Raw genomic sequence first — 24,929 nt, forward strand, 5'->3', positions numbered from 1 at the left:
CGCCGGTTCAGCGACGAACGGGACGCTTCTGCAGTTTGCGCTGCAGCGTACGGCGATGCATGCCCAGGGCGCGGGCGGTAGCGGAGATGTTGCCCTCGTGCTCGGTCAACACGCGCTGGATGTGTTCCCACTGCAGGCGGTCCACGGACATCGGGTTTTCCGGCACCAGGCTGTCAAGGTCGGCGTGTTCGGACAGCAGCGCGGCCAGCACGTCGTCGGCGTCGGCGGGCTTGCACAGATAATTGCAGGCGCCGCGCTTGATCGCCTCCACGGCGGTGGCGATGCTCGAATAACCGGTGAGGATCACCACGCGCATTTCCGGGTCCATTTCCAGCAGCTTGGGTAGCAGCACCAGGCCAGAATCACCATCCATTTTCAGGTCCAGCGCGGCATAGTCCGGCATATCGGCCTGGGCGATGGTCAGCCCCTCTTCGGCGGAACCGGCGGTGCTGACGCGAAAGCCACGGCGGGCCATGGCGCGGGCCATCACCCGGGTAAAGGTCGCGTCATCGTCGACCAGCAGCAAATGCGGCAGTTCTTCGCCTTCGACTTGGATTTCGTCACTCATGTTGGTCTCCTCGGGCGCCGTGGGGTAGGCGCAGCTCGGTGAGCGTGCCGCCTTCCTCATGACTGTAGAGTTTCACTGAGCCGCCGGCGCGTGTCACGCTGGCCTTGCTCAAAAACAGGCCCAGGCCGAAACCTTTGCCCTTGGTGGTAAAGAATGGCTTGCCGATCTGCTCGGCAATGGCCAGCGGCACACCGGCGCCGTGGTCACGGATGCTGATGGTCAGGTCCTCGGCATTCCAGTCCAGGGTCACCTGCAGTCCTTCGGGGCAGGCATCCGCCGCGTTGTTCAGCAAATTGAGCAATGCCTGGGTCAGGTCCGGCGGCGGCGCCATGCGCGGCACCGTGCCCTGGCCCAGGCGCTGGAAGCGATAGCTGGCTTCCGGGCGCATCAGATGCCAGCGATTGAGCGCCTCGTCGAGCCAGTCAGTGACGTCCTGCATCTGCACGGCGAGCCGGCGATTGGCCTCCGCCGCCCGCACAAGCTGCTGCAAGGTTTCTTTGCACAACTTGACCTGATCCTGCAGCACCTTGAGGTCATCCTGCAGCATCGGGTCAGGATGATCCTGTTGCATCTCCTTGAGCAACACGCTCATGGTCGCCAGCGGTGTACCCAGCTCATGGGCAGCGCCCGCCGCCTGGGTGGCGACGGCCAGCAGTTGCTGGTCGCGCAGGCCTTCTTCTCGGCGAATGGCCCGCAGCTCTTCCTGGCGACGCAGCTCTTCGGCCATGCGCGCGGCGAAGAACGTGATCACTGCCGCCGCCAGGGCGAAACTCAACCACATCCCGTAGACCTGCAGGTTTTCCTGGGCGATCGGGAAGGTTTGCAACGGGTAGAAGCGCGCCAGCAGCAGGGTGTACATGGTCAGGGCGATGCCCGACAGAATCACCGAGTAACGCCATGGCAAGGTCACTGCCGCGATGGTTAGTGGCACCAGGTAATAAGAGACAAACGGGTTGGTCGAGCCACCTGAGAAATACAGCAGCGCACTGTGGATAAACAGGTCGCAGGCCAGCTGCACCGCGTATTCGAGCTCGGTGACCGGCCAGGTGGTACGCAACCGAATGGCCGTGAACGCACACAGCAGCATCGAGCAGCCGAGGGTCGCGGCCAGTTGGAACCAGGGCAATGGCAGTAGCTCGAGCCAGTAGGCCAAACCCACGGAACCGGCTTGAGCGGCCAATACAAGGGTGCGGATGAACGTCAGCCGCCAGAGATTCTGGCGCGTGGCGGAAGTGATTTGAACGGGGGCGAGCATGAGCTCTCCTGATGAGCGCTCCAGGCGGATCGAAGGGAGTATAACCAAGCGCGGGTCTGGCAGGCGAAAGTGCGGCAAAAGGACACATGCAGGAGCGAGCCTGCTCGCGATGGTCGTCAACGATGACGCTGGGACCTTGGCACCCCGCGGCGCCCTCAGGTTCATCGCGACAGGCTCGCGCCTACAGGGGGGGCATGTACATCTGTATACAAGTTGTAACTGTGCGAAACGGATCATCAACGCTAGAGTCTGATGACTCTCGCAGGCACGCACCATCAACCTGCGCACCCACCCAGGAGCCTTCATGCACACATTCCGCCGCAGCGCCGCCCTCCTCGCCCTGAGTGCTGGCACCCTCGCCGCACTCCCGTCCCTGGCCGCCGACGAGCTACATTACAACCAGATTTCCCTGCGCGCCGAAGTCAGCCAGGAAGTCGCTCGCGACCTGATGATCGTGACCCTCTACACCGAAGAACAGAACACCGACCCGGCCAAGCTCGCCGCCGACGTCAGCACCACCATGAACAAGGCCCTGGCCCAGGCCAAGCAAGTCAAGGACATCACCCTGCGCCAGGGCAGCCGCAACAGCTATCCGATCTACGACGCCAAGGGCCAGAAGATCACCGGCTGGCGTGAGCGTGCCGAACTGCGCCTGGAAAGCCCGGACTTCGCGGCCCTGTCGAAGCTGACCGGCGAACTGCTCGGCGACCTGAAAATGGGCGGCATGGATTTCGCCATCGCCACACCCACCCGCAAGGCCAGCGAAGACGCTTTGCTGAAGGAGGCCGTGACAGCCTTCAAGGCCCGTGCCCAACTGGCCACTGACGCCCTGGGCGGCAAGGGTTACAAAATCGTCAACCTGAACTTCAACAGCAATGGCTACCCGCAACCGTACATGCGCGCCCCGATGATGATGAAAGCGGCCAGCATGGACGCCGCTGCGGTGACGCCGGAAGTTGAAGCCGGTACCAGCCAGGTCAGCATGACAGCCGATGGCTCGATTGAAGTGCTGATGCCTTGACTCGATAAGTCTGGATAACAAAACGGCGATCATTGAAGTGATCGCCGTTTTTTTTTGGATCATGAGCTATAAATGAATACGCACACCCAAAAAGCCAAGGGACTTCATCGGGTGCAACCGATGCTTTGGCTGATCGGGTTGCAACAATAACCACTCTTATTCACGCCATACCCACCCCACAAACAGGGGTATATATAAGTAACACCCCGCCCTGACCGGGCGCATCCAGATCGCGGCACGCACCGTTTAAGTGCGTCGATTGCACCTGAAAAACGTCGCGCAAACGGTCAAATGCGTCAAGTTTTATACAAATGCGACATTAAGGTACGTTCGTGCCACTGTTTAACGCCTGTAGTCGCTCTGGATCTTGCATTGGGTATGGCCCCTGCATAAGTATCCGCAGGCACGACTCACGAGGTCGTCCTCAAAATCAAAAAATGACAACAAATCATGAGGCCACCATGCTTAAACAAGCGGTCATTCCGTTTTTATTAGGTGCCAGCTTGCTCGCTAGCGCACCGTTCGCCCAAGCTGCGACTAACCTGGTGTTCTGCTCCGAAGGGAGCCCGGCCGGATTCGACCCAGGTCAATACACCACCGGAACCGACTTCGACGCCTCTGCCGAAACCATGTTCAACCGCCTGACCCAGTTCGAGCGCGGCGGCACCGCCGTCATTCCTGGCCTGGCGACCAGCTGGGACGTCTCCGATGACGGACTGACCTACACCTTCCACCTGCGTGAAGGCGTCAAGTTCCACACCACCCCTTATTTCAAGCCGACTCGTGAGTTCAACGCCGACGACGTGCTGTTCACCTTCAATCGCATGATTAACAAGGATGACCCGTTCCGCAAAGCGTACCCGACCGAATTCCCGTACTTCACCGACATGGGGATGGACACCAACATCACCAAGATCGATAAAGTCGACGATAAAACCGTCAAGTTCACCCTCAAAGACGTCGATGCCGCGTTCATCCAGAACATGGCCATGAGCTTCGCCTCGATCCAGTCCGCCGAATATGCAGCCCAGCTGCTGAAGGAAGGCAAGGCCGCCGACATCAACCAGAAGCCGGTCGGCACGGGTCCGTTCGTGTTCAAGAGCTACCAGAAAGACTCCAACATCCGCTACACCGGGAACAAGGACTACTGGAAGCCGGACGACGTCAAGATCGACAACCTGATCTTCGCCATCACCACCGACCCGTCGGTACGTATCCAGAAGCTGAAGAAAAACGAGTGCCAGGTCACCCTGTTCCCTCGTCCAGCGGACCTGAAGGCGCTGCGCGAAGACAAGACCCTGAAACTGCCTGACCAGGCTGGTTTCAACCTGGGCTACATCGCCTATAACGTGATGCCCAAGGTTAAAGGTCAGACCGACGCCAACCCGCTGGCCGACCTGAAGGTTCGCCAGGCACTGGACATGGCCGTCAACAAGCAACAGATCATCGACTCCGTATACCAGGGCGCCGGCCAGTTGGCGGTCAACGCCATGCCACCGACCCAATGGTCCTACGACACCACCATCAAGGATGCGCCGTACAACCCTGAGAAAGCCAAGGAGCTGCTCAAGGAAGCCGGCGTGAAGGAAGGCACCGAAATCGTTCTGTGGGCGATGCCGGTACAGCGTCCCTACAACCCTAACGCCAAGCTGATGGCTGAGATGCTGCAGTCCGACTGGTCCAAGATCGGCCTCAAGGTCAAGATCCAGAGCTACGAGTGGGGCGAGTACATCAAGCGCTCCAAAGGTGGCGAGAACCAGGCGATGCTGATTGGCTGGAGCGGTGACAATGGTGATCCCGACAACTGGCTGAACGTGCTGTTCGGCTGCGACTCGCTGGAAGGCAACAACTTCTCCAAGTGGTGCGACAAGAAGTTCGACGACATCGTCAAACAGGCCAAGCGTACTTCGGACCAGGGCAAGCGCACCGAACTGTACAAACAGGCGCAACACGTCCTCAAAGATGCTGTTCCAATGACACCTATCGCTCACTCGACGGTGTTCCAACCCATGCGCGCCAATGTGCAGGACTTCAAGATCAGCCCGTTTGGCTTGAACTCCTTCTACGGCGTCAGCGTCAGCAAATAAGGTTCTGTAGCGGCGACGTTTCTTGACGTCGCCGTTACTTTATCGACCGAGAAAGCAGGAATTCGCCTACCTCCAAATCGTCTACTGCCTTCAGCAGAGCATTAGGACGCGTCGCTTTTTCCTACGAGTCTTTAGGACTCTTCGTATTTACTGCCGAACCCACGATTCATACCGTCGGGATTCGACCAGTTCATGCGTGGGTTATCGGTTTTGCTGCACGTCATGGCTTGAGACCAATGAGACCTCCCTTTACCCGGATTTCTCATTGCCAAACATTGAACAAGAGAGAGCGTCATGCGCCATACCCTGGTTTTATCCGCATTGCTGGGCACGGGCCTGTTGGCCGCGACGTCCATGAGCCAAGCTGCCTCCAATAGCCTGGTGTTCTGTTCCGAAGGCAGCCCCGCCGGCTTCGACACCGCGCAATACACCACCGCGACCGATAACGACGCCGCCGAACCGCTGTACAACCGCCTGGCCGAGTTCGAAAAAGGCTCGACCAATGTCGTACCGGGCCTGGCCACGAGTTGGGATATTTCCGAGGACGGCCTCAAGTACACCTTTCACCTGCGTCCCGGGGTGAAATTTCACACAACCAAGTACTTCACGCCGACCCGTGACTTCAACGCTGACGACGTGCTGTTCACCTTCAATCGCATGCTCGATCCGCAGCAACCTTTCCGTAAGGCCTACCCGACGGAATTTCCGTATTTCAACGGGATGAGCCTGAACAAGAATATCGCCAAGGTCGAAAAGACCGGGCCGCTGACCGTGGTCATGACGCTCAACAGCGTGGATGCCGCGTTCATCCAGAACATCGCCATGAGCTTCGCCGCGATTCTCTCCGCCGAGTACGCCGACAAGCTGCTCGCCGAAGGCAAGCCGAGCGACATCAACCAGAAGCCGATCGGCACCGGGCCGTTCGTGTTCAAGAGCTACCAGAAAGACTCGAACATTCGTTACACCGGCAACCAGCATTACTGGGACCCGAGTCGGGTCAAGCTCGACAACCTGATTTTCGCCATCAACACCGACGCCTCGGTGCGTGTGCAGAAGCTCAAGGCCAACGAGTGCCAGATCACCTTGCACCCGCGCCCCGCCGACGTGACCGCGTTGAAGAACGACCCCGCGTTGAAGTTGATCGAAAAGCCCGGCTTCAACCTGGGCTACATCGCCTACAACGTGCGGCACAAGCCGTTCGACCAGCTCGAAGTTCGCCAGGCACTGGACATGGCGGTGAACAAGCAAAGCATTCTCAACGCCGTTTACCAGGGCGCAGGGCAACTGGCGGTCAACGCCATGCCGCCGACCCAATGGTCCTACGACGACACCATCAAGGATGTCGCCTACAACCCGGAAAAAGCCAGGGAGTTACTCAAGGCCGCCGGCGTCAAGGAAGGCACCGAAATCACCCTGTGGGCCATGCCCGTGCAGCGCCCCTACAATCCCAACGCCAAGCTGATGGCCGAGATGCTCCAGGCGGACTGGGCGAAGATCGGCCTCAAGGTCAAGATCGTCAGCTACGAATGGGGCGAGTACATCAAGCGCACCAAGAATGGCGAGCACGACATCAGCCTGATCGGCTGGACCGGTGACAACGGTGACCCGGACAACTGGCTCGGCACGCTGTACAGCTGCGACGCCATTGGTGGCAACAACTACTCCATGTGGTGTGATCCGGCTTACGACAAGCTGATCAAGCAGGCCAAGGTCGTCACCGACCGCGACCAGCGCACCCTGCTCTACAAACAGGCGCAGCAGTACCTCAAGCAGCAGGTACCGATCACGCCGGTCGCCCACTCGACGGTCAACCAGCCGCTGAGCGCCAAAGTCGAAGGGTTCAAGGTCAGCCCCTTCGGTCGCAACGTGTTCTCGGGTGTCGGCATCGAAAAGTAAAACCGTGTAGCTGAAAACGCTGGGGGCGCATTGCGCCCTCACGCAAGCGTATTGCCGTAATTCGCCATTTTGGCTCACAGCAAACGTTTGCGATGCGTGCAAGTGTTGCAAAACAAATAGCCGGACCACCCAAAAAGGCCGGCATTAATAATAGAAAGTAAGGAGCTTCACCCATGAAACTGAGCAGCACCGCGATACTGGCCTTGGCCATCAGCAGCATAACCGCCACGGCGTACGCTGAAACCCAGAGCCAGGCGTACACCCCGGTGACCGTGAATGAAAAAAGCGCCCAGAGCGAAGCCACCGGTTTCCTCGAAGGCCAGTCGATCAGCGGTACGACCCGTAACTGGTACGCCAACGAACAACTGAAGCGCGGCGCCAAGTTCGCCTACAAGAAAGACGGCGTTTCGACCCCGACTGATCGTCGCATCAACTGGGTTCAGGGTACGATCGTCAAGTACAACTCGGGCTTCACCGAAGGTGCCCTCGGTTTCAGCACGGAAGTGGCGGCCTACAACGCCATTGCCCTGGATCAGGACCGCAAGGACCTGGCATCCAACAACGGCGGCGCACCGGGCACTCGCCCAGGCGCGGGCAACAACCGTACCCTGACCGAAGAAGGCGGCGACGCCGTTGGCCAGTGGAGCAAGCTGGGCCTGGCCAACGTCAAGGCGCGTATTTCCAACACCACCCTGACCGCCGGTCGCCAGAACTTCAGCAGCCCGATGGTCGACGTCATCGGTAACCGTGCGCTGCCTTCGAGCTTCCAGGGTGTAGCGATCCACAGCGAAGAGCTGAACAACCTGCAATTCGACCTGGCTACCTTCGATCGCAACTCTCCGCGTACCGAAGAAAGCCAGCGCAAATTCCGCACCGAATACGCCAACGGCATCGTTGAAACCGATCACGTCTATACCGGCGGTATCACCTACACCCCATTCGCCAGCCTGACCACCAGCCTCTGGGCCACCCAGGCTGAAGACATCTGGAACCAGTACTACTTCGGCGCCACTCACGTGCTGGGCGACAGCCAGGTGCTGAGCCTGACCACCGGCCTGAACTACTACAAGACACAGGAAGAAGGCAAAGCGCTGATCGGCGACATCGACAACGACACCTACTCCCTGTCGTTCGGCCTGACCCACCAGGCGCACACCCTGACCTTCTCGTACCAGGAAGTGAACGGTAACGAGTACTTCGACTACCTGCACGAAACCAACGGCATCTACCTGGCCAACTCCCTGCTGTCGGACTTCAACGGCCCGAACGAGAAGTCCTTCCAGATCGCCTACGGCTTGAACATGGCCGAGTACGGCGTGCCAGGTCTGAAGTTCAACATCTACCAGGCCCGCGGCTGGGGCATCGACGGCACCCACTACACCGGCAACAAGGGCGTGGCGGACAAAGGCTACGACGGTATCCAGTCGCAAGACGGCGAACACCATTACGAATACGGCATCGGCGCCACCTACGCCGTACAGAGCGGACCGTTCAAGGCCACCACTATCCGTGGCACCTACACGGCTCACCGTGCCAGCGAAAACCAGGCTGATGGCAGCATCAACGAGTTCCGTCTGGTGACCACGGTTCCGTTCAACATCCTGTAATGCCCGTGCCTAACGGCTGATTCAATGACGAGTCGGCCGTTAGGCGTTTGTCCTTTAACTGATTGCAGAGGGTTCTTGATGAAAATGCTTCCCCTACGTGCGGCCATCGCGGCCGCATTGCTCAGTGTCGCTGTCGGCGTTTCGGCCAAGCCCCTGGTGGTTTGCACGGAAGCCAGCCCCGAAGGCTTCGACATGGTCCAGTACACGACTGCAGTCACCGCCGATGCCGTGGCCGAAACCATCTTCAATCGCCTGGCGGACTTCAAGCCCGGCACCACCGACGTGATTCCGGCACTGGCCGACTCCTGGGACATCAGTGAAGACGGCCTGACCTACACGTTCCATCTGCGTAAAGGCGTCAAGTTCCACACCACCGAATACTTCAAGCCGACCCGCGACATGAATGCCGACGACGTGGTCTGGAGCTTCCAGCGCCAGCTGGACCCGAATCATCCGTGGCACAAACTGTCGAGCGTGGGCTTCCCGTACTTTGAAAGCATGGGCTTCAAGGAACTGCTCAAAAGCGTCGAGAAAGTCGACGACAACACGGTCAAGTTCACCCTGACCCGCCGCGAAGCGCCGTTCCTGGCCGACATCGCCATGGCCTTCTCGTCAATCTACTCCGCCGAGTACGCCGACCTGTTGCTCAAGGCCAACAAGACCGGCGACCTGAACAACAAGCCAGTGGGTACCGGTCCGTTCGTCTTCCAGCGCTACAACAAGGACGCCCAGGTTCGCTTCAAGGCCAACCCGGACTACTTCCGCGGCAAGCCGCCGGCTGATGCGCTGATCCTGGCCATCGCCACCGACAACAACGTGCGCCTGCAGAAGCTCAAGGCCAACGAATGCCAGGTCGCGCTGTATCCGAAGCCGGATGACATCCCGAGCATCAAGAAAGACTCGAACCTGAAGGTCGACGAACTGAACGCGATGACCGTTTCCTACATCGCCATGAACACCACGCACAAGTACATGAGCGACGTGCGGGTGCGCAAAGCCATCGACATCGCCTTCGACAAAGAGGCGTACGTCAATGCGTTGTTCGGCAAAGGCAATGCGACCGCCGCGGTCAACCCGTACCCGGACACCCTGCTGGGCTACAACCACAGCCTGAAGAACCCGGCCCACGACCTGGACAAGGCTCGCGCCCTGCTCAAGGAAGCCGGCGTACCGGAAGGCACCACCTTCACCCTGTTCACCCGCAACGGTGGCGGCCCGACCAACCCGAACCCGATGCTCGGCGCGCAGATGATGCAAGCGGACCTGGCCAAGGTCGGGATCAAGATCGACATCCGCGTGATGGAATGGGGCGAAATGCTCAAACGCGCGAAAAACGGCGAGCACGACATGGTTTCCGCCGGATGGGCGGGCGACAACGGCGACCCGGATAACTTCCTGACGCCTATGCTCAGTTGCGAGGCCGCGAAGAACGGCGAAAACTACGCTCGCTGGTGCAATGAAAAATTCCAGGCCCTGCTTGACCAGGCCCGCGAAAAAACCGACCCGGCCGAGCGTGCAGCACTGTACGAACAGGCTCAGGTTATCTTTAACCAGGACCAGCCATGGATCAGCATGGCGCACACTAGAATGTTCACTGCAATGCGCAACAACGTAGAGGGCTACCAAATAAGCCCGCTCACCACCAATAACTTCGCCACCACCCAGGTGAAGTAGATAAGAAACTCCCGGCATTGCCGCACCCTGGCATGCCGGGCACGCCTAACCGGCTGATGAGGTACACCTTACGATGTTTAGTTTTATTGCCCGCCGACTGGGGTTACTGATCCCCACGTTCTTCGGCATCACCTTGCTGACTTTCGCGCTGATTCGCATGATCCCTGGCGACCCCGTGGAAGTCATGATGGGCGAACGCAGAGTCGACCCGGAAATGCACGCTCAGGCAATGGAACGCCTAGGTCTGAACAAACCCCTGTATGCCCAGTACCTGGATTACATCGGCAAACTGGCCCACGGTGATCTCGGGGAATCCCTGCGTACCCGTGAAAGCGTCTGGAACGAGTTCACCTCCCTCTTCCCCGCAACCCTGGAACTGTCCATGGCCGCCCTGCTGTTCGCCGGCATCCTGGGCCTGCTGGCCGGGGTGATCGCAGCCCTCAAGCGAGGGTCCCTGTTCGACCATGGGGTGATGGGTGTCTCCCTCGCGGGATACTCGATGCCGATCTTCTGGTGGGGCCTGATCCTGATCATGTTCTTCTCGGTATCCCTGGGCTGGACCCCGGTGTCCGGGCGGATCGACCTGCTCTATGACATCGAGCCGCGCACCGGCTTCATGCTGATCGATACGCTGCTGGCCGATGACGTCGGCGCATTCTTCGATGCCCTGCATCACCTGATCCTGCCGGCCATCGTGCTAGGCACCATCCCGCTGGCGGTGATTGCGCGCATGACCCGTTCGTCGATGCTCGAAGTGCTGCGTGAAGACTACATCCGTACCGCCCGCGCCAAAGGCCTGTCGCCGTCGCGCGTGGTGTTCGTGCACGGCCTGCGCAACGCGCTGATTCCGGTACTGACCGTGGTTGGCCTGCAAGTCGGCACCCTGCTGGCAGGCGCTGTCCTGACCGAGACCATCTTCTCCTGGCCGGGCATCGGCAAATGGCTGATCGAAGCCATTGGCGCCCGCGACTACCCCGTCGTACAAAACGGCATCCTGTTAATCGCCTGCCTGGTGATTCTGGTCAACTTCGTAGTGGACATCCTCTACGGCTTTGCCAACCCACGCATCCGTCATCAGCGCTGAGGTCAATACCCATGAGCACTCCAACATCCTCAGTAGCCACCGCCACGTCCGCCGTGGACCAAAGCTTGCTGTACCCGTCGCCGTACAAGGAATTCTGGCAAGCGTTTTCCAAGAACAAAGGTGCCGTTGCCGGCCTGATGTTCATGCTGCTGGTGATTTTCTGCGCCATCTTCGCCCCGTGGGTTGCCCCCCATGACCCGAGCGAGCAGTACCGCGACTTCCTGCTCACCCCGCCAGCCTGGCTGGAAGGCGGGCAGATCCAGTTCCTGCTGGGTACCGATGAACTGGGCCGCGACCTGCTGTCGCGCCTGATCCAGGGCTCGCGCCTGTCGCTGCTGATCGGCTTGTCGTCGGTGGTGATGTCGCTGATCCCGGGGATCCTGCTGGGTCTGTTCGCCGGTTTCTTCCCGAAAGCGGTCGGCCCGACCATCATGCGCCTGATGGACATCATGCTGGCCCTGCCGTCCCTGCTGCTGGCCGTGGCGATCGTCGCCATCCTCGGCCCTGGCCTGATCAACACCGTGATCGCCATCGCCGTGGTGTCCCTGCCGTCCTACGTTCGCCTGACCCGCGCCGCGGTGATGGGCGAGCTGAACCGCGACTACGTGACCGCCGCGCGCCTGGCCGGTGCCGGCCTGCCACGCCTGATGTTCGTGACCGTGCTGCCCAACTGCATGGCGCCGCTGATTGTCCAGGCGACTCTGAGCTTCTCCTCGGCGATTCTCGATGCCGCCGCACTGGGCTTCCTCGGCCTTGGCGTACAACCGCCAACTCCTGAGTGGGGCACCATGCTGGCTTCGGCCCGCGACTACATCGAACGCGCCTGGTGGGTCGTCAGCCTGCCTGGCTTGACCATTTTGCTCAGCGTGCTGGCAATCAACTTGATGGGTGACGGTCTGCGCGATGCGCTGGACCCGAAACTCAAGAACGCCGCCTGAGGAGATTCCAATGTCACTGTTAGAAATCAAGAATCTCAACGTTCGCTTCGGCGACAAGAACGCTACGCCCGTAGTCGATGGCCTCGACCTCAAAGTCGACAAGGGCGAAGTGCTGGCCATCGTTGGCGAGTCGGGTTCGGGTAAATCCGTGACCATGATGGCGCTGATGGGCCTGATCGAGCATCCCGGCATCGTCACCGCCGACTCGCTCAGCTTCGACGGCAAGGACATGCTCAAGCTCAGCAACCGTCAGCGTCGGCAAATCGTCGGCAAAGACCTGTCGATGGTCTTCCAGGACCCGATGACCGCGCTCAACCCGAGCTACACCGTCGGTTTCCAGATCGAAGAAGTGCTGCGCCTGCACCTGAAAATGTCCGGCAAGGCTGCGCGCAAACGCGCCATCGAACTGCTGGAAAAAGTTGAGATCCCGGGCGCGGCCAGCCGAATGGACGCCTACCCGCACCAACTGTCCGGTGGCATGAGCCAGCGCGTCGCGATCGCCATGGCGATCGCCGGCGAGCCGAAACTGCTGATCGCCGACGAACCGACCACGGCGCTGGACGTAACGATCCAGGCGCAGATCATGGACCTGCTGCTGGCGTTGCAGAAAGAGCAGAACATGGGCCTGGTGCTGATCACCCACGACCTCGCGGTCGTGGCCGAAACCGCCCAGCGCGTCTGCGTGATGTACGCCGGCCAAGCGGTCGAAGTCGGTCAGGTGCCGCAATTGTTCGACATCCCGGCACACCCGTACAGCGAAGCGCTGCTCAAGGCGATTCCGGAACACAGCCTGGGCGCCTCGCGCCTGTCGACCCTGCCGGGCATCGTGCCTGGCCGCTACGACCGTCCGCAGGGCTGCCTGCTGTCGCCGCGCTGCCCGTACGTGCAGGACAACTGCCGCGTGCAGCGCCCAAGCCTTGACCCGAAAAGCAACAGCCTCGCCCGCTGCTTCTACCCGCTGAACCAGGAGGTGGCGTAATGGCCGTCGTACTTACCGCCCGCGACCTGACCCGTCACTACGAAGTGTCCCGTGGCCTGTTCAAGGGTCACGCAACCGTACGCGCCCTCAACGGCGTGTCGTTCGAACTGGAAGCCGGCAAGACCCTCGCCGTGGTGGGTGAGTCAGGGTGCGGCAAGTCCACCCTGGCCCGCGCCCTGACCCTGATCGAAGAGCCGTCCTCCGGCTCCCTGAAAATCGCCGGCCAGGAAGTCGCCGGTGCCGATAAGGCCCAGCGCAAGCAACTGCGCAAAGACGTGCAGATGGTGTTCCAGAGCCCGTACGCCTCGTTGAACCCACGGCAGAAAATCGGTGACCAGCTCGCAGAACCTTTGCTGATCAATACCAACCTGTCGGCCACCGAACGTCGCGAGAAAGTCCAGGCGATGATGAAGCAGGTGGGCCTGCGTCCTGAGCACTACCAGCGTTATCCGCACATGTTCTCCGGTGGCCAGCGCCAGCGTATTGCGCTGGCCCGGGCGATGATGCTGCAACCGAAAGTGCTGGTGGCGGACGAACCGACCTCGGCGCTGGACGTGTCGATCCAGGCGCAGGTGCTCAACCTGTTCATGGACCTGCAGCAGGAGTTCAACACCGCCTACGTGTTCATCTCCCACAACCTGGCGGTGGTGCGCCACGTCGCCGATCACGTGATGGTGATGTACCTCGGCCGTCCGGTGGAAATGGGGCCCAAGGAAGACATCTACACCCGCCCCCTGCACCCATACACCCAGGCACTGTTGTCGGCCACTCCGACCATCCACCCGGATCCGGACAAACCGAAAATCAAGATCGTCGGCGAGTTGCCCAACCCGCTGAACCCACCACCCGGCTGCGCCTTCCACAAGCGCTGCCCATACGCCACCGAGCGTTGCAGCACTGAAGAGCCGGCCCTGCGCCTGCTCGACAGCCGCCAGGTGGCTTGCCACTACGCCGAGCAATTCCTCGACGGCGCGGCGTAAACAAACGCCCCGGTCAGCGGGGCGCTTGAATCAGGCAAACCCCTTCTCTTTCGATTGCACATCAATCGAGGGAGCAGGGGTTTTCTTTGGTTTGCACAAGCCCACTGCCATTTCTGACAGTTACGCACGCCCCGCTGTTTTGTTTGAATCCTGTCGCAGAGCCCTGTGTCACGCGACGCAAGGCGTAGACACGGAAACATTCAAACGACAGGGACAGGTGCAAACATCATGGAAATCCAAGCAACAGACGGAAACGCTGGTCAGCTAGACCCAGTATTCGGTGATTTTGGCCAAATCAGACCCGACTTTTTGGCCGGCTCGGTCAGGGCCGTTGTGTTATCGGCTGAAGGTGAACTGACCTACGCGACTCGGCAGGGACAGGGTTTCACTCTGTACCGCACCGATTCTGACGGCATCAAGGACGAGGCGTTCGGCCACGACGGCAACACCGGTGAGTGGCGGTTTGTCTGCGGTAAACAGGCAACGCCGGTGCGCTTGCTACTGCAGGACGATCGCAAGATCCTGGTGATCGGTGAGACCCAGGAAGCCGACGGTATCCGCCGGGCCGCACTGCGACGCTTTCATGCCAATGGCAGCCCGGACCTGGTCTTCGGCAGTGTCGTCATTCCAGTCGCACAGCATGATTATTCCCAAGTGGAGCTGATCGACGGTTGCCTGCAGGATGATGGAAAGGTGCTCGTGTCGTTCACCTATTACATCAGTGATTCCCAAGGGGCACTGCTGGCGCGCTTGTACAGTAACGGTGAACTGGATACCGGATTCGGCAACGGCGGGTTCCTCGAGATCGAAAGCGAGGGCGATTTCATCCAGCTCAGTAGCGTGGTGATTCAAGACGGAAAAATCGTTGTGGGGGGGACCACCCTATCCGGTCAGCTGGTTCTGGCCCGTTATGATCTGCAAGGGCGAATCGATAGCCAGTTTGGTGTCGATGGTTTTGCTTTCTACGCATCAACCGATGGCTCACTCAGGATGCGTCAGCTCATCCCACAGGCGGATGGCAAGCTGGTATGTGCTGGCGGCCTGCAGGAGACCCTGGGCATGGTGATGAGGTTTACCGCAGACGGTCGCCCGGACAAGGAGTGGAATGGCGGTCGTCCTGTATTGACCGACACCGGTCCTGAAACATTCTGGAGAGCCTTGGCCCAGCAGCCGGACGGGGAGATTGTCGTGGTCGGTCACAACCGGGCGCTGCATATCCTCGCTGGCAGGTTGTTGCCCAATGGCAAACCTGACGCTCGCTTCGGCAGGACCGGGACCGGATGGATATCCTTTGGTCCTTCAGGGGGAGTGGCGTGGGATGTGAAGGTGCAGAGCGCGGCCAGAATGATCGTTGGCGCCGAGGCGGTCATCGACATCGGTCATCACGGCCCGGTGGTCTACGGGCTGCAAGCCTGAGCCCGGCTTCCTGCAGGAGCGAGCTTGCTCGCGAAGGCGGACTGTCAGTCGCTTATGATGCTGACGGATATGACGCCTTCGCGAGCAAGCTCGCTCCTACAGTGGGTCCGGCGCAAGGGTTTGGTAGGGTCTGCGATTTACGTCTGGCTGTCGCCTTCGTCAACATCATCGGAGTCCGGTTCATCGGTGGTCGAGTCATCATCGTTGTCGGCACCACCCTGCCCCTTGTCGCCCGGTTCCGATTCGGACTTGGCGATCATCAGCTCGCCGTGGGTCCCCTGCCCGCTCGACGCCTGGGTTTCATGATCCTCACACTCTGCCCAGACCGCCGAACTGCCGAGGGCCAGCATCACCAATACCTTCAACAGCAACACAACGCGTAGCAATCTGTTCATAGCCGAATCCATCCTTTCGTGGAGTGCCTGTCTGGCGCTGATTAAATCTAGTTCCAATCACCAGGGTTCACCAAATAGGACGCTAACGACCGGTCGGAAATGCCGAGAAAGGTGAGACTGGTTTTGAATAAGGGTTATACCCAAACTCAATAACAACACCGTCCAGTGTGGGAGCGGGCTTGCTCGCGAAGAGTCCATCACACCCAATATCCATGTCGACTGACACTCCGCTTTCGCGAGCAAGCCCGCTCCCACACTGAACCGCGCACCAACAAAAAACCCCGCAGCTTTCGCAACGGGGTTTTTGGTGTTTCAACTCAAAGCTTAGTGATGCTCACGCGTCGCACGGAATTTCACGTCCGGCCAGCGCTCTTCCATCAGGGCCAGGTTGACCCGCGTAGGCGCGAGGTAGGTCAGGTGACCGCCGCCGTCCAGTGCCAGGTTTTCCACGGCCTTGTTGGTGAATTCCTCAAGCTTCTTCTTGTCGCTGCATTCGATCCAGCGCGCGGAATAAACGGTGATCGGCTCGTAGGAGCACTCGACCTTGTATTCCTCTTTCAGGCGGCTGGCGACCACGTCGAACTGCAGCACACCGACGGCGCCGAGGATGATGTCGTTGCTGCGTTCCGGGAAGAACACCTGGGTCGCGCCTTCTTCGGCCAGTTGCTGCAGGCCCTGGCGCAGTTGCTTGGATTTCAGCGGGTCTTTCAGGCGTACGCGGCGGAACAGTTCCGGGGCGAAGTGCGGGATGCCGGTGAAGCCCAGGACTTCGCCTTCGCTGAAGGTGTCGCCGATCTGGATGGTGCCGTGGTTGTGCAGGCCGATGATGTCGCCGGCAAACGCTTCTTCCAGTTGCTCACGCTCGGAGGAGAAGAAGGTCAGCGCGTCGCCGATCCGTACGTCCTTGCCGGTGCGCACGTGGCGCATCTTCATGCCCTTCTCGTACTTGCCCGAGCAGATACGCATGAACGCGATACGGTCGCGGTGTTTCGGGTCCATGTTCGCCTGGATCTTGAAGATGAAGCCCGAGAACTTCTCTTCCACCGGTTCCACGGTGCGCTCGTTGGCTACACGCGCCAGTGGGCGCGGCGCCCAATCGACGACGGCGTCGAGGACGTGGTCGACACCGAAGTTGCCCAGTGCCGTACCGAAGAACACCGGGGTCAGCTGACCGTCGAGGAACTCCTGCTGGTTGAACTCGTGGCAGGCGCCCTGCACCAGTTCCAGCTGTTCGATGAAACGCTCGTACTCGTCACCCAGGTGGGCGCGGGCTTCATCGGAATCGAGTTTCTCGATGATCTTGGTTTCGGTGCGCTCGTGGCCGTGACCGGCTGTGTAGACGATGATGTAATCGTCGGCCAGGTGGTACACGCCTTTGAAGTCGCGGTAGCAGCCGATCGGCCAGGTGATCGGCGCGGCCTTGATCTTGAGGACCGCTTCGATTTCGTCGAGCAGTTCGATCGGGTCGCGGATGTCACGGTCGAGTTTGTTGATGAAGCTGACGATCGGCGTGTCACGCAGACGGCAGACGTCCATCAGGGCGATGGTCCGCGGCTCTACACCCTTACCGCCGTCGAGGACCATCAAGGCCGAGTCCACCGCCGTCAGGGTGCGATAGGTGTCTTCGGAGAAGTCTTCGTGGCCCGGGGTGTCGAGCAGGTTGATCATGTGCTCGCGATACGGGAACTGCATGACCGACGTGGTAATGGAAATACCCCGTTGTTTTTCCATTTCCATCCAGTCGGAGGTGGCATGGCGGTCGGATTTACGAGATTTCACCGTACCGGCTACCGCAATCGCCTTGCCCATCAGCAGGAGCTTCTCGGTGATAGTGGTCTTACCGGCATCGGGGTGGGAAATAATGGCGAAAGTGCGGCGTTTCGCGACTTCGGCGGCCTGTTTGGTCATGGGAAATCGCCTGGCAGGTGATTCAAAAAAGGGCGCAGATTATAGCCCAAGTTGAGTCAATAACCGAACCGTTGAGCACATCAGGGGTGGCCAAATGCTGCCTTAGATGGGAACCTTTTAAAGCACGGAGACGTCCACTCCCCCGTAACGACCACTCGTCGGGGGCCTGAAACACCCGCATTTCAGCCTGACGAGGCTGTGCTCATGGCTCGATTGCAGGCCGTTTTACCGGCCTGTTCGAGCTGCTTCTCGCGATCATTTTTTCGGCAGCCAGGAATGGCGTTGCCACGCGAAAAAGTGTTCGCCGACTGAAAAAAGGAGTCCGCCTGTGGCTATTCGCTATGGCAAAGGGCTGATAGGAGGCGCGCTGGTAATCGCCCTCCTGGCCCTGCTGGTCCACTGGATCGGCATCAACACGATCGAACACTACCGCGACGATTTGTTGTTTTACCTGCAAGCTCATCTGATTCTCGTCCTCGCGTCCATGCTGGCCGCCCTCGTTGTGGGCATCCCCGCCGGCATCTTCCTCAGCCGCCCGAGCATGGTGGGCCGCGCTGAGCGCTTCATGCAGCTCTTCAACATCGGCAACACCGTGCCGCCTCTCGCCGTACTGGCCATCGCCCTGGGCATCCTCGGCATCGGCAGTGGCCCCGCGATCTTCGCCCTGTTCCTCGCTTCGTTGCTGCCGATCGTGCGCAACACCTACGAAGGCCTGAAAAACGTCCAGGGTTCGCTCAAGGAAGCAGCCGTCGGCATCGGCATGACGCCGTCTCAGGTGCTGTGGCGGGTCGAACTGCCAAACGCCGTGCCGATCATCATCGGCGGCGTTCGCGTGGCCCTGGCGATCAACGTCGGTACCGCGCCCTTGTCGTTCCTGATCGGCGCCAACAGTCTGGGCAGCCTGATCTTCCCCGGCATCGCCCTGAACAACCAGCCGCAACTGCTGCTGGGCGCAGCTTGCACCGCCCTGCTGGCGTTGCTGCTCGATGGCCTGGTGACGCTCGCCAGCCGTCTCTGGCTCGAACGCGGTCTGCGCCCGTCTTAAGCCTCGGCAAAGGAATCATCATGAAGACATCAAGCTTTTTACTAGGCTGCGTCCTGCTGTTCGCAGGATTTGCCCAAGCCGCGGAAAAACCGCTGATCCGCATCGGCGCCCGGGTGTTCACCGAACAGACACTGCTGGCGGAAATCACCTCCCAGTACCTGCGATCCAAAGGTTATGAAACCCAAGTGACCGCAGGCCTGGGCAGCAACCTTGCCCGCAGTGCCCAGGAAAGCGGTCAGTTGGACATGCTCTGGGAATACACCGGCGTGTCGTTGGTGGCCTACAACCATGTCGACGAAAAACTCGACAGCGAACAGTCCTACGCCCGAGTCAAAGAACTCGACGGCAAAAAAGGACTCGTCTGGCTCACTCCGTCGAAATTCAGCAACACCTACGCGCTGGCCCTGCCGAAAAACGTCGCGGATGAGTACCCGCAGATCAACACCATCAGTGAACTGAACACAGTGCTGCGCAAAGAAGCCGAGACCAACAATCTGGTGGCGCTGGATACCGAATTCGCCAACCGTTCGGACGGTCTGGATGGCATGGTCAAGCTCTACGACATGAACCTGACCCGCAAAAACATCCGCCAGATGGACGCCGGTCTGGTCTACACCGCCCTGCGCAACGGCCAGGTGTTTGCCGGCCTGGTCTACACCACCGATGGTCGCTTGAACGCCTTCAAGCTCAAGCTCCTGGAAGACGACAAGCATTACTTCCCCGACTACACCGCAGCGCCCGTGGTTCGCCAGGCTTACCTCAATGAGCATCCGCAACTGGCCGAACAACTCAAGCCCCTGGCTGAACTGTTCGACGACAACACCATGCGCGAGCTCAACGCGCGGGTCGATGTCGATCACCAGAGCCCTTCGGCCGTTGCCGCAGATTTCCTGCGCCAGCATCCAATCAAATAAGGAGGAAAAGCCATGGAATTTCTCAACGCCTTTTCCCACCTCGACTGGGCACAGGTCCTGCACCTGACCGGGCAACACATCACCCTGGTGGGCATCGCCGTGACCCTGGCGATCGTGGTCGGCGTGCCGCTGGGCGTGCTGATGACGCGCTTCCCGACGCTCGCCGGCCCGCTGCAGGCCAGTGCCACGGTGCTATTGACCGTGCCGTCGATTGCGCTGTTCGGCCTGCTGCTGCCGTTCTACTCCAAGTTCGGCCAGGGCCTGGGCCCGATGCCAGCCATCACCGCCGTGTTCCTGTATTCGCTGCTGCCGATCATGCGTAACACCTACCTGGCCCTGACCAACGTCGAACCAGGCATCCGCGAAGCCGCGCGCGGCATCGGCATGACCTTCGGCCAGCGCCTGCGCATGGTCGAGTTGCCCATCGCCGTGCCGGTGATCCTCGCCGGCGTGCGCACTGCCGTGGTCATGAACATTGGCGTCATGACCATCGCCGCGACCATCGGCGCCGGTGGCCTCGGTGTACTCATCCTCGCTTCCATCAGCCGCAGCGACATGTCGATGCTGATCGTCGGCGCCGTGCTGGTCAGCTTGCTGGCCATCTTCGCCGACCTGCTTCTGCAATGGCTGCAACGCTCGCTGACTCCAAAAGGACTGCTCAAATGATCGAACTTCAAAACCTCAGCAAGACCTTCCAAAGCAACGGCAAAGACGTGAAAGCCGTGGACTCGGTAAGCCTGACCGTCAATGAAGGCGAAATCTGCGTGTTCCTCGGGCCATCGGGTTGCGGCAAAAGCACCACGCTGAAGATGATCAACCGCTTGATCAAGCCGACCTCGGGCAAGATCCTGATCAATGGCGAAGACACCACCGGCCTCGACGAAGTGACCCTGCGCCGTAACATCGGTTATGTGATCCAGCAGATCGGCCTGTTCCCCAACATGACCATCGAAGAGAACATCGTGGTGGTGCCCAAGCTGCTCGGCTGGGACAAACAGAAATGCCACGACCGCGCCCGCGAGTTGATGAGCATGATCAAGCTCGAACCCAAGCAATACCTGCATCGCTACCCTCGGGAGCTGTCCGGCGGCCAGCAACAAAGGATCGGCGTGATTCGCGCGCTGGCAGCCGATGCACCGCTGTTGCTGATGGACGAACCCTTCGGCGCGGTCGACCCGATCAACCGCGAAATGATCCAGAACGAGTTCTTCGAGATGCAACGGGCGCTGAACAAGACCGTGATCATGGTCAGCCACGACATCGACGAAGCGATCAAGCTGGGCGACAAGATCGCGATCTTCCGCGCCGGCAAGCTGTTGCAGATCGATCACCCGGACACCCTGCTGGCGCATCCGGCGGATGATTTTGTCAGCAACTTCGTCGGCCAGGACAGCACGCTCAAGCGCCTGTTGCTGGTCAAAGCCGAGGATGCGGCGGACAACGCGCCGTCGGTGAGCCCGGAAACGCCGGTGGCCGATGCACTGGAATTGATGGACGAGCATGACCGTCGCTACGTGGTGGTCACCTGCGCCGACAACAAGGCCCTGGGCTATGTACGCCGGCGCGACCTGCACCGTCAGAGCGGCACGTGCGGGCAATACCTGCGCGAATTCAACGCCACGGCGGCGTATGACGAGCATCTGCGCATCCTGTTGTCGCGGATGTATGAGTTCAACCGTTCGTGGCTGCCGGTGATGGATGCGGAGCGGGTGTTTCTCGGGGAAGTGACGCAGGAGTCGATTGCCGAGTATCTGAGTTCGGGCAAGTCCCGTGGGGGCAAGACCAGTATCGTTTCGCCAGCAGAGACTGCTGTGGCCTGATCCCTTCACTGATCGTTCCTACGCTCCGCGTGGGAACGCCTCCCTGGACGCTCTGCGCCCGCCCTTTGAGACGCGGAGCGTCTCTTGATGCATTCCCACGCGGAGCGCGGGAACGATCATTCAGGGGAACATCACACCGTCACACAGGTCCGTTACATCAGTAGTTGTAAGGGACCGCACGACGGATGCGTGCAAAAACGCGACATTTTTTGTTGATCTCAAGCCCCTCACGCCCTAAAGTTCGCGCCGAACGTCCATGCTGGAAACGATCCATCCGGCTCAAGTACTGACGACGAGACAGCAAGGCCAAGGGAAAGCAGCGCTTCCCATGGCCTTTTTGCTTTCGGCGACATGCCTTGGGAAGTAGGCGAACCAAAGTGGGGATACGGAGGACGTTCATTTGCACCCATTGATAATTTCAGTTTGCCAGTAGGAGTTCCCAGCATGTCGATCCAGGTCGAAGACTATTTCGCGCGCGAAACCTTCCAGAAAATGAAGGCATTCGCCGACAAGCAAGAAACCCCGTTCGTGGTGATCGACACCGCGATGATCAGCCAGGCCTACGATGACCTGCGCGCCGGTTTCGAATTCGCCAAGGTCTACTACGCGGTCAAGGCCAACCCGGCTGTGGAAATCATCGACCTGCTCAAGGAGAAAGGCTCGAGCTTCGACATCGCCTCGATCTACGAGCTGGACAAAGTGCTGAGCCGCGGCGTCAGCGCCGACCAGATCAGCTACGGCAACACCATCAAGAAATCCAAGGACATCCGCTACTTCTACGAGAAGGGCGTGCGCCTGTATGCCACCGACTCCGAAGCTGACCTGCGCAACATTGCCAAGGCCGCACCGGGTTCGAAAGTCTACGTACGAATCCTGACCGAAGGCTCGACCACCGCCGACTGGCCTTTGTCGCGCAAATTCGGCTGCCAGACCGACATGGCCATGGACCTGCTGATCCTCGCCCGTGACCTGGGCCTGGTGCCGTACGGCATCTCCTTCCACGTTGGCTCGCAGCAGCGCGACATCAGCGTCTGGGACGCGGCGATTGCCAAGGTCAAGGTGATCTTCGAGCGCCTGAAGGAAGAAGACGGCATCGTCCTCAAGCTGATCAACATGGGCGGCGGCTTCCCGGCCAACTACATTACCCGCACCAACAGCCTGGAAACCTACGCTGAAGAAATCATTCGCTTCCTCAAGGAAGACTTCGGCGATGACCTGCCGGAAATCATCCTGGAGCCGGGCCGTTCGCTGATCGCCAACGCCGGCATCCTGGTCAGCGAAGTGGTGCTGGTCGCGCGTAAATCCCGCACCGCCGTCGAGCGTTGGGTGTACACGGACGTGGGCAAGTTCTCCGGCCTGATCGAAACCATGGACGAAGCCATCAAATTCCCGATCTGGACCGAAAAGAAAGGCGAGATGGAAGAAGTCGTCATCGCCGGCCCGACCTGCGACAGCGCCGACATCATGTACGAGAACTACAAGTACGGCCTGCCACTGAACCTGGCCATCGGTGATCGCCTGTACTGGCTGTCGACCGGTGCGTACACCACCAGCTACAGCGCCGTCGAGTTCAATGGCTTCCCGCCGCTGAAATCTTTCTACGTGTAAGTACTGCACGCAGAAATCAAAAATGCCCATGCTCTGTCATGGGCTTTTTTGTGGGTGATCTGTAGGAGCCGGCTTGCTGGCGATCAACGATCACGCGGTGGGTCTGGTTAACAGCGGCGCCTGAATTACCGGCAAGCCGGCTCCTACAGGGTCGAGGCGAGTTCGAGTTCAGTGCAGCGTCGGCGGTAATCGTCCGCCAGCATCTGGATGCGCGGATCGGTGGCGCTCATCAGCGCCTCGCTCGCCACCCGCAGAAAATTCAGGTTCCCGGTGATCAGCGCCGTGCGTAGCCAAACCAGCGCTTGATCGACATTGCCTTCATCAGCCAATACCGCTGCAAAGCTGAACTGCCCGCGAAAGTCCCCACCCTCAGCCGAACGCCGATACCAATCGCGCGCGGCTTGCAGGTCTTTCGCGCAGACCCGCCCTTCTTCCAGGTAGCGCCCCAGCAGGTTCATCGATTTTGCATGGCCCATTTCAGCGGCCTGTTGATAAAACCTCAATGCCTGTTGCTGATCCTCAAGCACCCCACGCCCGGTCGCCAGCAGGTTGGCGAAGTTGTACATCGCCCAATCCAGTCCGGCTTCGGCTGCGATGCGATAGTGCCTGGCGGCCTTCGCCGCATCGGCCTCGCAGCCCCAACCATGCTCATGACAGCGGCCGAGCATGTTGCGCGCCATCAAATGCCCGCGCCGCGCGGCGATGTCAAACCAGCGCACGGCCAGCGGCTGATCCTGGGCGATGCCCTGCCCGTCCAGCAGAATCTGCCCAAGCAACGCCTGGGCATCGAGGACATCTTCGCCGGCGGCCATCAAAATGGCTTGGGCCGCACGGGCCGGGCTTTCTTCGAGCATGGACTTGAGCGTATCGCCGTCGAGGATTTCCTCACGGCGCAATTGAAAACTCATACCTCGACCCAGCGCCGCAACAGGTTGTGATAGGTGCCGGTCAGGCGAATCAGCGAAGGGTGATCAGGCACATCTTCGGTCAACTGCCGGATCGCCCCGTCCATCTCGAACAACAGGGCACGCTGGCTGTCTTCGCGCACCAGGCTCTGGGTCCAGAAAAACGAAGCGTAGCGTGTGCCACGGGTGACGGCGTTGACCTTGTGCAGGCTGGTGCCGGGATACAGCACCATGTCCCCAGCTGGCAGCTTCACGCGCTGGGTGCCGTAGGTGTCCTGGATTTCCAGTTCGCCGCCGTCGTAGTCCTCGGGCTCGCTGAAGAACAGCGTGGCCGAGAGGTCGGTACGCACCCGTTCGATACTGCCCTTGGGCTGGCGCACGGCGTTGTCGATGTGAAAGTCGAAACTGCCGCCGGCTGTGTAACAGTTCAGTAACGGAGGAAACACCTTGTGCGGTAACGCCGCCGACATGAACTGCGGGTTTTTCCACAGCCGCTCCAACATGGCCGCGCCGATCTCCTTGGCCAGCGGATGACCTTCCGGTAACTGCAGGTTGTGCTTGGCCTTGGCCGATTGATAGCCGGCGGTGATCTTGCCATCGGCCCAATCGGCCTGTTGCAGAGCCTCGCGAATGCGCTGCACTTCTTCTTTTTCGAACAAGCCGGGAATGTGCAGCAGCATGGGGGCAAGCACCTGAAAGCAAAGGGGCGCCAATGATATTGATTCTTATTGCCTGTGTAAAACCCGACAGACGAATGAAACAGCAAAAACCGTAAGGTTAAATTGTAAAGAATGTAAATTCAGTGCGAATAGTAATGTTTCGCAATTGA

Annotated in this window: 21 protein-coding genes; 15 read left to right on the top strand and 6 right to left on the bottom strand. The window is 60.0% G+C overall.

Translation table 11 applies throughout. From position 1 onward, the window contains the following. Positions 1-7 precede the first annotated feature (7 nt). A complete protein-coding gene (locus tag NQL71_RS06180; RefSeq protein ID WP_046820579.1) occupies positions 8-568 on the bottom strand; it encodes a response regulator transcription factor in 561 nt (186 codons plus the stop codon). Next, on the bottom strand, positions 561-1,823 hold the full coding sequence (locus NQL71_RS06185; RefSeq protein WP_046820580.1) for an ATP-binding protein: 1,263 nt from the start codon (positions 1,821-1,823) through the stop codon (positions 561-563). Before NQL71_RS06185 ends, NQL71_RS06180 begins: the two co-directional genes overlap by 8 nt. A gap of 304 nt (positions 1,824-2,127) precedes the next feature. On the opposite strand from NQL71_RS06185, the gene NQL71_RS06190 reads away from it, so the two are divergent. The 10 genes from NQL71_RS06190 to NQL71_RS06235 all read left to right on the top strand — a co-directional run bounded on the left by NQL71_RS06190 (position 2,128) and on the right by NQL71_RS06235 (position 15,505). Beyond that, positions 2,128-2,844 carry an SIMPL domain-containing protein gene (locus NQL71_RS06190; RefSeq protein WP_046820581.1) on the top strand — a complete coding sequence of 239 codons (717 nt, stop codon included), beginning with the start codon at positions 2,128-2,130 and terminating at the stop codon, positions 2,842-2,844. Between the two features lie 461 nt (positions 2,845-3,305). Beyond that, a complete protein-coding gene (locus NQL71_RS06195) occupies positions 3,306-4,931 on the top strand; it encodes an ABC transporter substrate-binding protein (protein ID WP_046820582.1) in 1,626 nt (541 codons plus the stop codon). 294 nt (positions 4,932-5,225) lie between these two features. Then, complete coding sequence (locus NQL71_RS06200) at positions 5,226-6,827, top strand: ABC transporter substrate-binding protein (RefSeq protein WP_274642393.1); 1,602 nt, start codon at positions 5,226-5,228, stop codon at positions 6,825-6,827. Positions 6,828-7,000: 173 nt separating this feature from the next. Beyond that, positions 7,001-8,434 carry an OprD family porin gene (locus tag NQL71_RS06205; protein ID WP_166618427.1) on the top strand — a complete coding sequence of 478 codons (1,434 nt, stop codon included), beginning with the start codon at positions 7,001-7,003 and terminating at the stop codon, positions 8,432-8,434. Positions 8,435-8,512: 78 nt separating this feature from the next. After that, positions 8,513-10,108: an ABC transporter substrate-binding protein gene (locus NQL71_RS06210; protein ID WP_046820585.1), complete on the top strand. Its 1,596-nt coding sequence runs from the start codon at positions 8,513-8,515 to the stop codon at positions 10,106-10,108. A gap of 73 nt (positions 10,109-10,181) precedes the next feature. After that, the gene (locus NQL71_RS06215) at positions 10,182-11,192 is read left to right on the top strand and encodes an ABC transporter permease subunit (RefSeq protein ID WP_046820586.1); all 1,011 of its coding nucleotides are present in this window, start codon (positions 10,182-10,184) and stop codon (positions 11,190-11,192) included. Positions 11,193-11,203: 11 nt separating this feature from the next. Next, positions 11,204-12,130, top strand: a complete 927-nt coding sequence (locus NQL71_RS06220) for an ABC transporter permease subunit (protein WP_046820587.1) — start codon at positions 11,204-11,206, stop codon at positions 12,128-12,130. A gap of 10 nt (positions 12,131-12,140) precedes the next feature. Beyond that, on the top strand, positions 12,141-13,109 hold the full coding sequence (locus NQL71_RS06225; protein WP_166618429.1) for an ABC transporter ATP-binding protein: 969 nt from the start codon (positions 12,141-12,143) through the stop codon (positions 13,107-13,109). Next, positions 13,109-14,089 carry a peptide ABC transporter ATP-binding protein gene (locus tag NQL71_RS06230; protein ID WP_046820589.1) on the top strand — a complete coding sequence of 327 codons (981 nt, stop codon included), beginning with the start codon at positions 13,109-13,111 and terminating at the stop codon, positions 14,087-14,089. Before NQL71_RS06225 ends, NQL71_RS06230 begins: the two co-directional genes overlap by 1 nt. Positions 14,090-14,317: 228 nt before the next feature. Continuing rightward, positions 14,318-15,505, top strand: a complete 1,188-nt coding sequence (locus tag NQL71_RS06235) for a hypothetical protein (protein WP_274642394.1) — start codon at positions 14,318-14,320, stop codon at positions 15,503-15,505. 137 nt (positions 15,506-15,642) lie between these two features. Here the strand turns inward: NQL71_RS06235 and NQL71_RS06240 are convergent, their stop codons facing one another. Continuing rightward, a complete protein-coding gene (locus NQL71_RS06240) occupies positions 15,643-15,900 on the bottom strand; it encodes a hypothetical protein (protein ID WP_248686613.1) in 258 nt (85 codons plus the stop codon). A 324-nt stretch (positions 15,901-16,224) separates the two neighbouring features. After that, positions 16,225-17,808 (bottom strand): peptide chain release factor 3, encoded by a 1,584-nt coding sequence (locus NQL71_RS06245; RefSeq protein ID WP_274642395.1) that lies wholly within the window; start codon positions 17,806-17,808, stop codon positions 16,225-16,227. Positions 17,809-18,136: 328 nt separating this feature from the next. Here NQL71_RS06245 and NQL71_RS06250 point away from each other — a divergent pair, with 328 nt between their 5' ends. From NQL71_RS06250 to NQL71_RS06270, 5 genes are all read left to right on the top strand, one after another. Then, the gene (locus tag NQL71_RS06250) at positions 18,137-18,853 is read left to right on the top strand and encodes an ABC transporter permease (RefSeq protein ID WP_046820593.1); all 717 of its coding nucleotides are present in this window, start codon (positions 18,137-18,139) and stop codon (positions 18,851-18,853) included. 20 nt (positions 18,854-18,873) lie between these two features. Beyond that, complete coding sequence (locus NQL71_RS06255; protein ID WP_046820594.1) at positions 18,874-19,767, top strand: glycine betaine ABC transporter substrate-binding protein; 894 nt, start codon at positions 18,874-18,876, stop codon at positions 19,765-19,767. Positions 19,768-19,779: 12 nt separating this feature from the next. Next, entirely contained in the window at positions 19,780-20,433 is a 654-nt protein-coding gene (locus tag NQL71_RS06260) for an ABC transporter permease (protein ID WP_046820595.1), read from the top strand. Next, positions 20,430-21,587, top strand: coding sequence for an osmoprotectant ABC transporter ATP-binding protein OsmV (locus NQL71_RS06265; protein ID WP_046820596.1), 1,158 nt, complete (start codon positions 20,430-20,432; stop codon positions 21,585-21,587). Before NQL71_RS06260 ends, NQL71_RS06265 begins: the two co-directional genes overlap by 4 nt. A gap of 444 nt (positions 21,588-22,031) precedes the next feature. Then, positions 22,032-23,195, top strand: a complete 1,164-nt coding sequence (locus tag NQL71_RS06270; protein WP_046820597.1) for a type III PLP-dependent enzyme — start codon at positions 22,032-22,034, stop codon at positions 23,193-23,195. Positions 23,196-23,338: 143 nt separating this feature from the next. On the opposite strand, the gene NQL71_RS06275 is transcribed toward NQL71_RS06270, so the two are convergent. Next, positions 23,339-24,103 carry a tetratricopeptide repeat protein gene (locus NQL71_RS06275; RefSeq protein WP_248686615.1) on the bottom strand — a complete coding sequence of 255 codons (765 nt, stop codon included), beginning with the start codon at positions 24,101-24,103 and terminating at the stop codon, positions 23,339-23,341. After that, positions 24,100-24,780: a Fe2+-dependent dioxygenase gene (locus tag NQL71_RS06280; protein ID WP_046820599.1), complete on the bottom strand. Its 681-nt coding sequence runs from the start codon at positions 24,778-24,780 to the stop codon at positions 24,100-24,102. The genes NQL71_RS06275 and NQL71_RS06280 overlap by 4 nt, the downstream gene beginning before the upstream one ends. Positions 24,781-24,929 lie beyond the last annotated feature (149 nt).

Source organism: Pseudomonas serbica (assembly GCF_028823535.1).
Taxonomy (GTDB): domain Bacteria; phylum Pseudomonadota; class Gammaproteobacteria; order Pseudomonadales; family Pseudomonadaceae; genus Aquipseudomonas; species Aquipseudomonas serbica.

What these genes read in the sequence shown, in the direction of transcription:
- NQL71_RS06225 (WP_166618429.1), top strand. Translation starts at nt 12,141, where the DNA reads ATGTCACTGTTAGAAATCAAGAATCTCAACGTTCGCTTCGGCGACAAG.
- NQL71_RS06200 (WP_274642393.1), top strand. Translation starts at nt 5,226, where the DNA reads ATGCGCCATACCCTGGTTTTATCCGCATTGCTGGGCACGGGCCTGTTG.
- NQL71_RS06265 (WP_046820596.1), top strand. Translation starts at nt 20,430, where the DNA reads ATGATCGAACTTCAAAACCTCAGCAAGACCTTCCAAAGCAACGGCAAA.
- NQL71_RS06185 (WP_046820580.1), bottom strand. Translation starts at nt 1,823, where the DNA reads ATGCTCGCCCCCGTTCAAATCACTTCCGCCACGCGCCAGAATCTCTGG.
- NQL71_RS06230 (WP_046820589.1), top strand. Translation starts at nt 13,109, where the DNA reads ATGGCCGTCGTACTTACCGCCCGCGACCTGACCCGTCACTACGAAGTG.
- NQL71_RS06275 (WP_248686615.1), bottom strand. Translation starts at nt 24,103, where the DNA reads ATGAGTTTTCAATTGCGCCGTGAGGAAATCCTCGACGGCGATACGCTC.
- NQL71_RS06190 (WP_046820581.1), top strand. Translation starts at nt 2,128, where the DNA reads ATGCACACATTCCGCCGCAGCGCCGCCCTCCTCGCCCTGAGTGCTGGC.
- NQL71_RS06245 (WP_274642395.1), bottom strand. Translation starts at nt 17,808, where the DNA reads ATGACCAAACAGGCCGCCGAAGTCGCGAAACGCCGCACTTTCGCCATT.
- NQL71_RS06210 (WP_046820585.1), top strand. Translation starts at nt 8,513, where the DNA reads ATGAAAATGCTTCCCCTACGTGCGGCCATCGCGGCCGCATTGCTCAGT.
- NQL71_RS06180 (WP_046820579.1), bottom strand. Translation starts at nt 568, where the DNA reads ATGAGTGACGAAATCCAAGTCGAAGGCGAAGAACTGCCGCATTTGCTG.
- NQL71_RS06215 (WP_046820586.1), top strand. Translation starts at nt 10,182, where the DNA reads ATGTTTAGTTTTATTGCCCGCCGACTGGGGTTACTGATCCCCACGTTC.
- NQL71_RS06260 (WP_046820595.1), top strand. Translation starts at nt 19,780, where the DNA reads ATGGAATTTCTCAACGCCTTTTCCCACCTCGACTGGGCACAGGTCCTG.
- NQL71_RS06240 (WP_248686613.1), bottom strand. Translation starts at nt 15,900, where the DNA reads ATGAACAGATTGCTACGCGTTGTGTTGCTGTTGAAGGTATTGGTGATG.
- NQL71_RS06235 (WP_274642394.1), top strand. Translation starts at nt 14,318, where the DNA reads ATGGAAATCCAAGCAACAGACGGAAACGCTGGTCAGCTAGACCCAGTA.
- NQL71_RS06270 (WP_046820597.1), top strand. Translation starts at nt 22,032, where the DNA reads ATGTCGATCCAGGTCGAAGACTATTTCGCGCGCGAAACCTTCCAGAAA.
- NQL71_RS06205 (WP_166618427.1), top strand. Translation starts at nt 7,001, where the DNA reads ATGAAACTGAGCAGCACCGCGATACTGGCCTTGGCCATCAGCAGCATA.
- NQL71_RS06220 (WP_046820587.1), top strand. Translation starts at nt 11,204, where the DNA reads ATGAGCACTCCAACATCCTCAGTAGCCACCGCCACGTCCGCCGTGGAC.
- NQL71_RS06255 (WP_046820594.1), top strand. Translation starts at nt 18,874, where the DNA reads ATGAAGACATCAAGCTTTTTACTAGGCTGCGTCCTGCTGTTCGCAGGA.
- NQL71_RS06280 (WP_046820599.1), bottom strand. Translation starts at nt 24,780, where the DNA reads ATGCTGCTGCACATTCCCGGCTTGTTCGAAAAAGAAGAAGTGCAGCGC.
- NQL71_RS06195 (WP_046820582.1), top strand. Translation starts at nt 3,306, where the DNA reads ATGCTTAAACAAGCGGTCATTCCGTTTTTATTAGGTGCCAGCTTGCTC.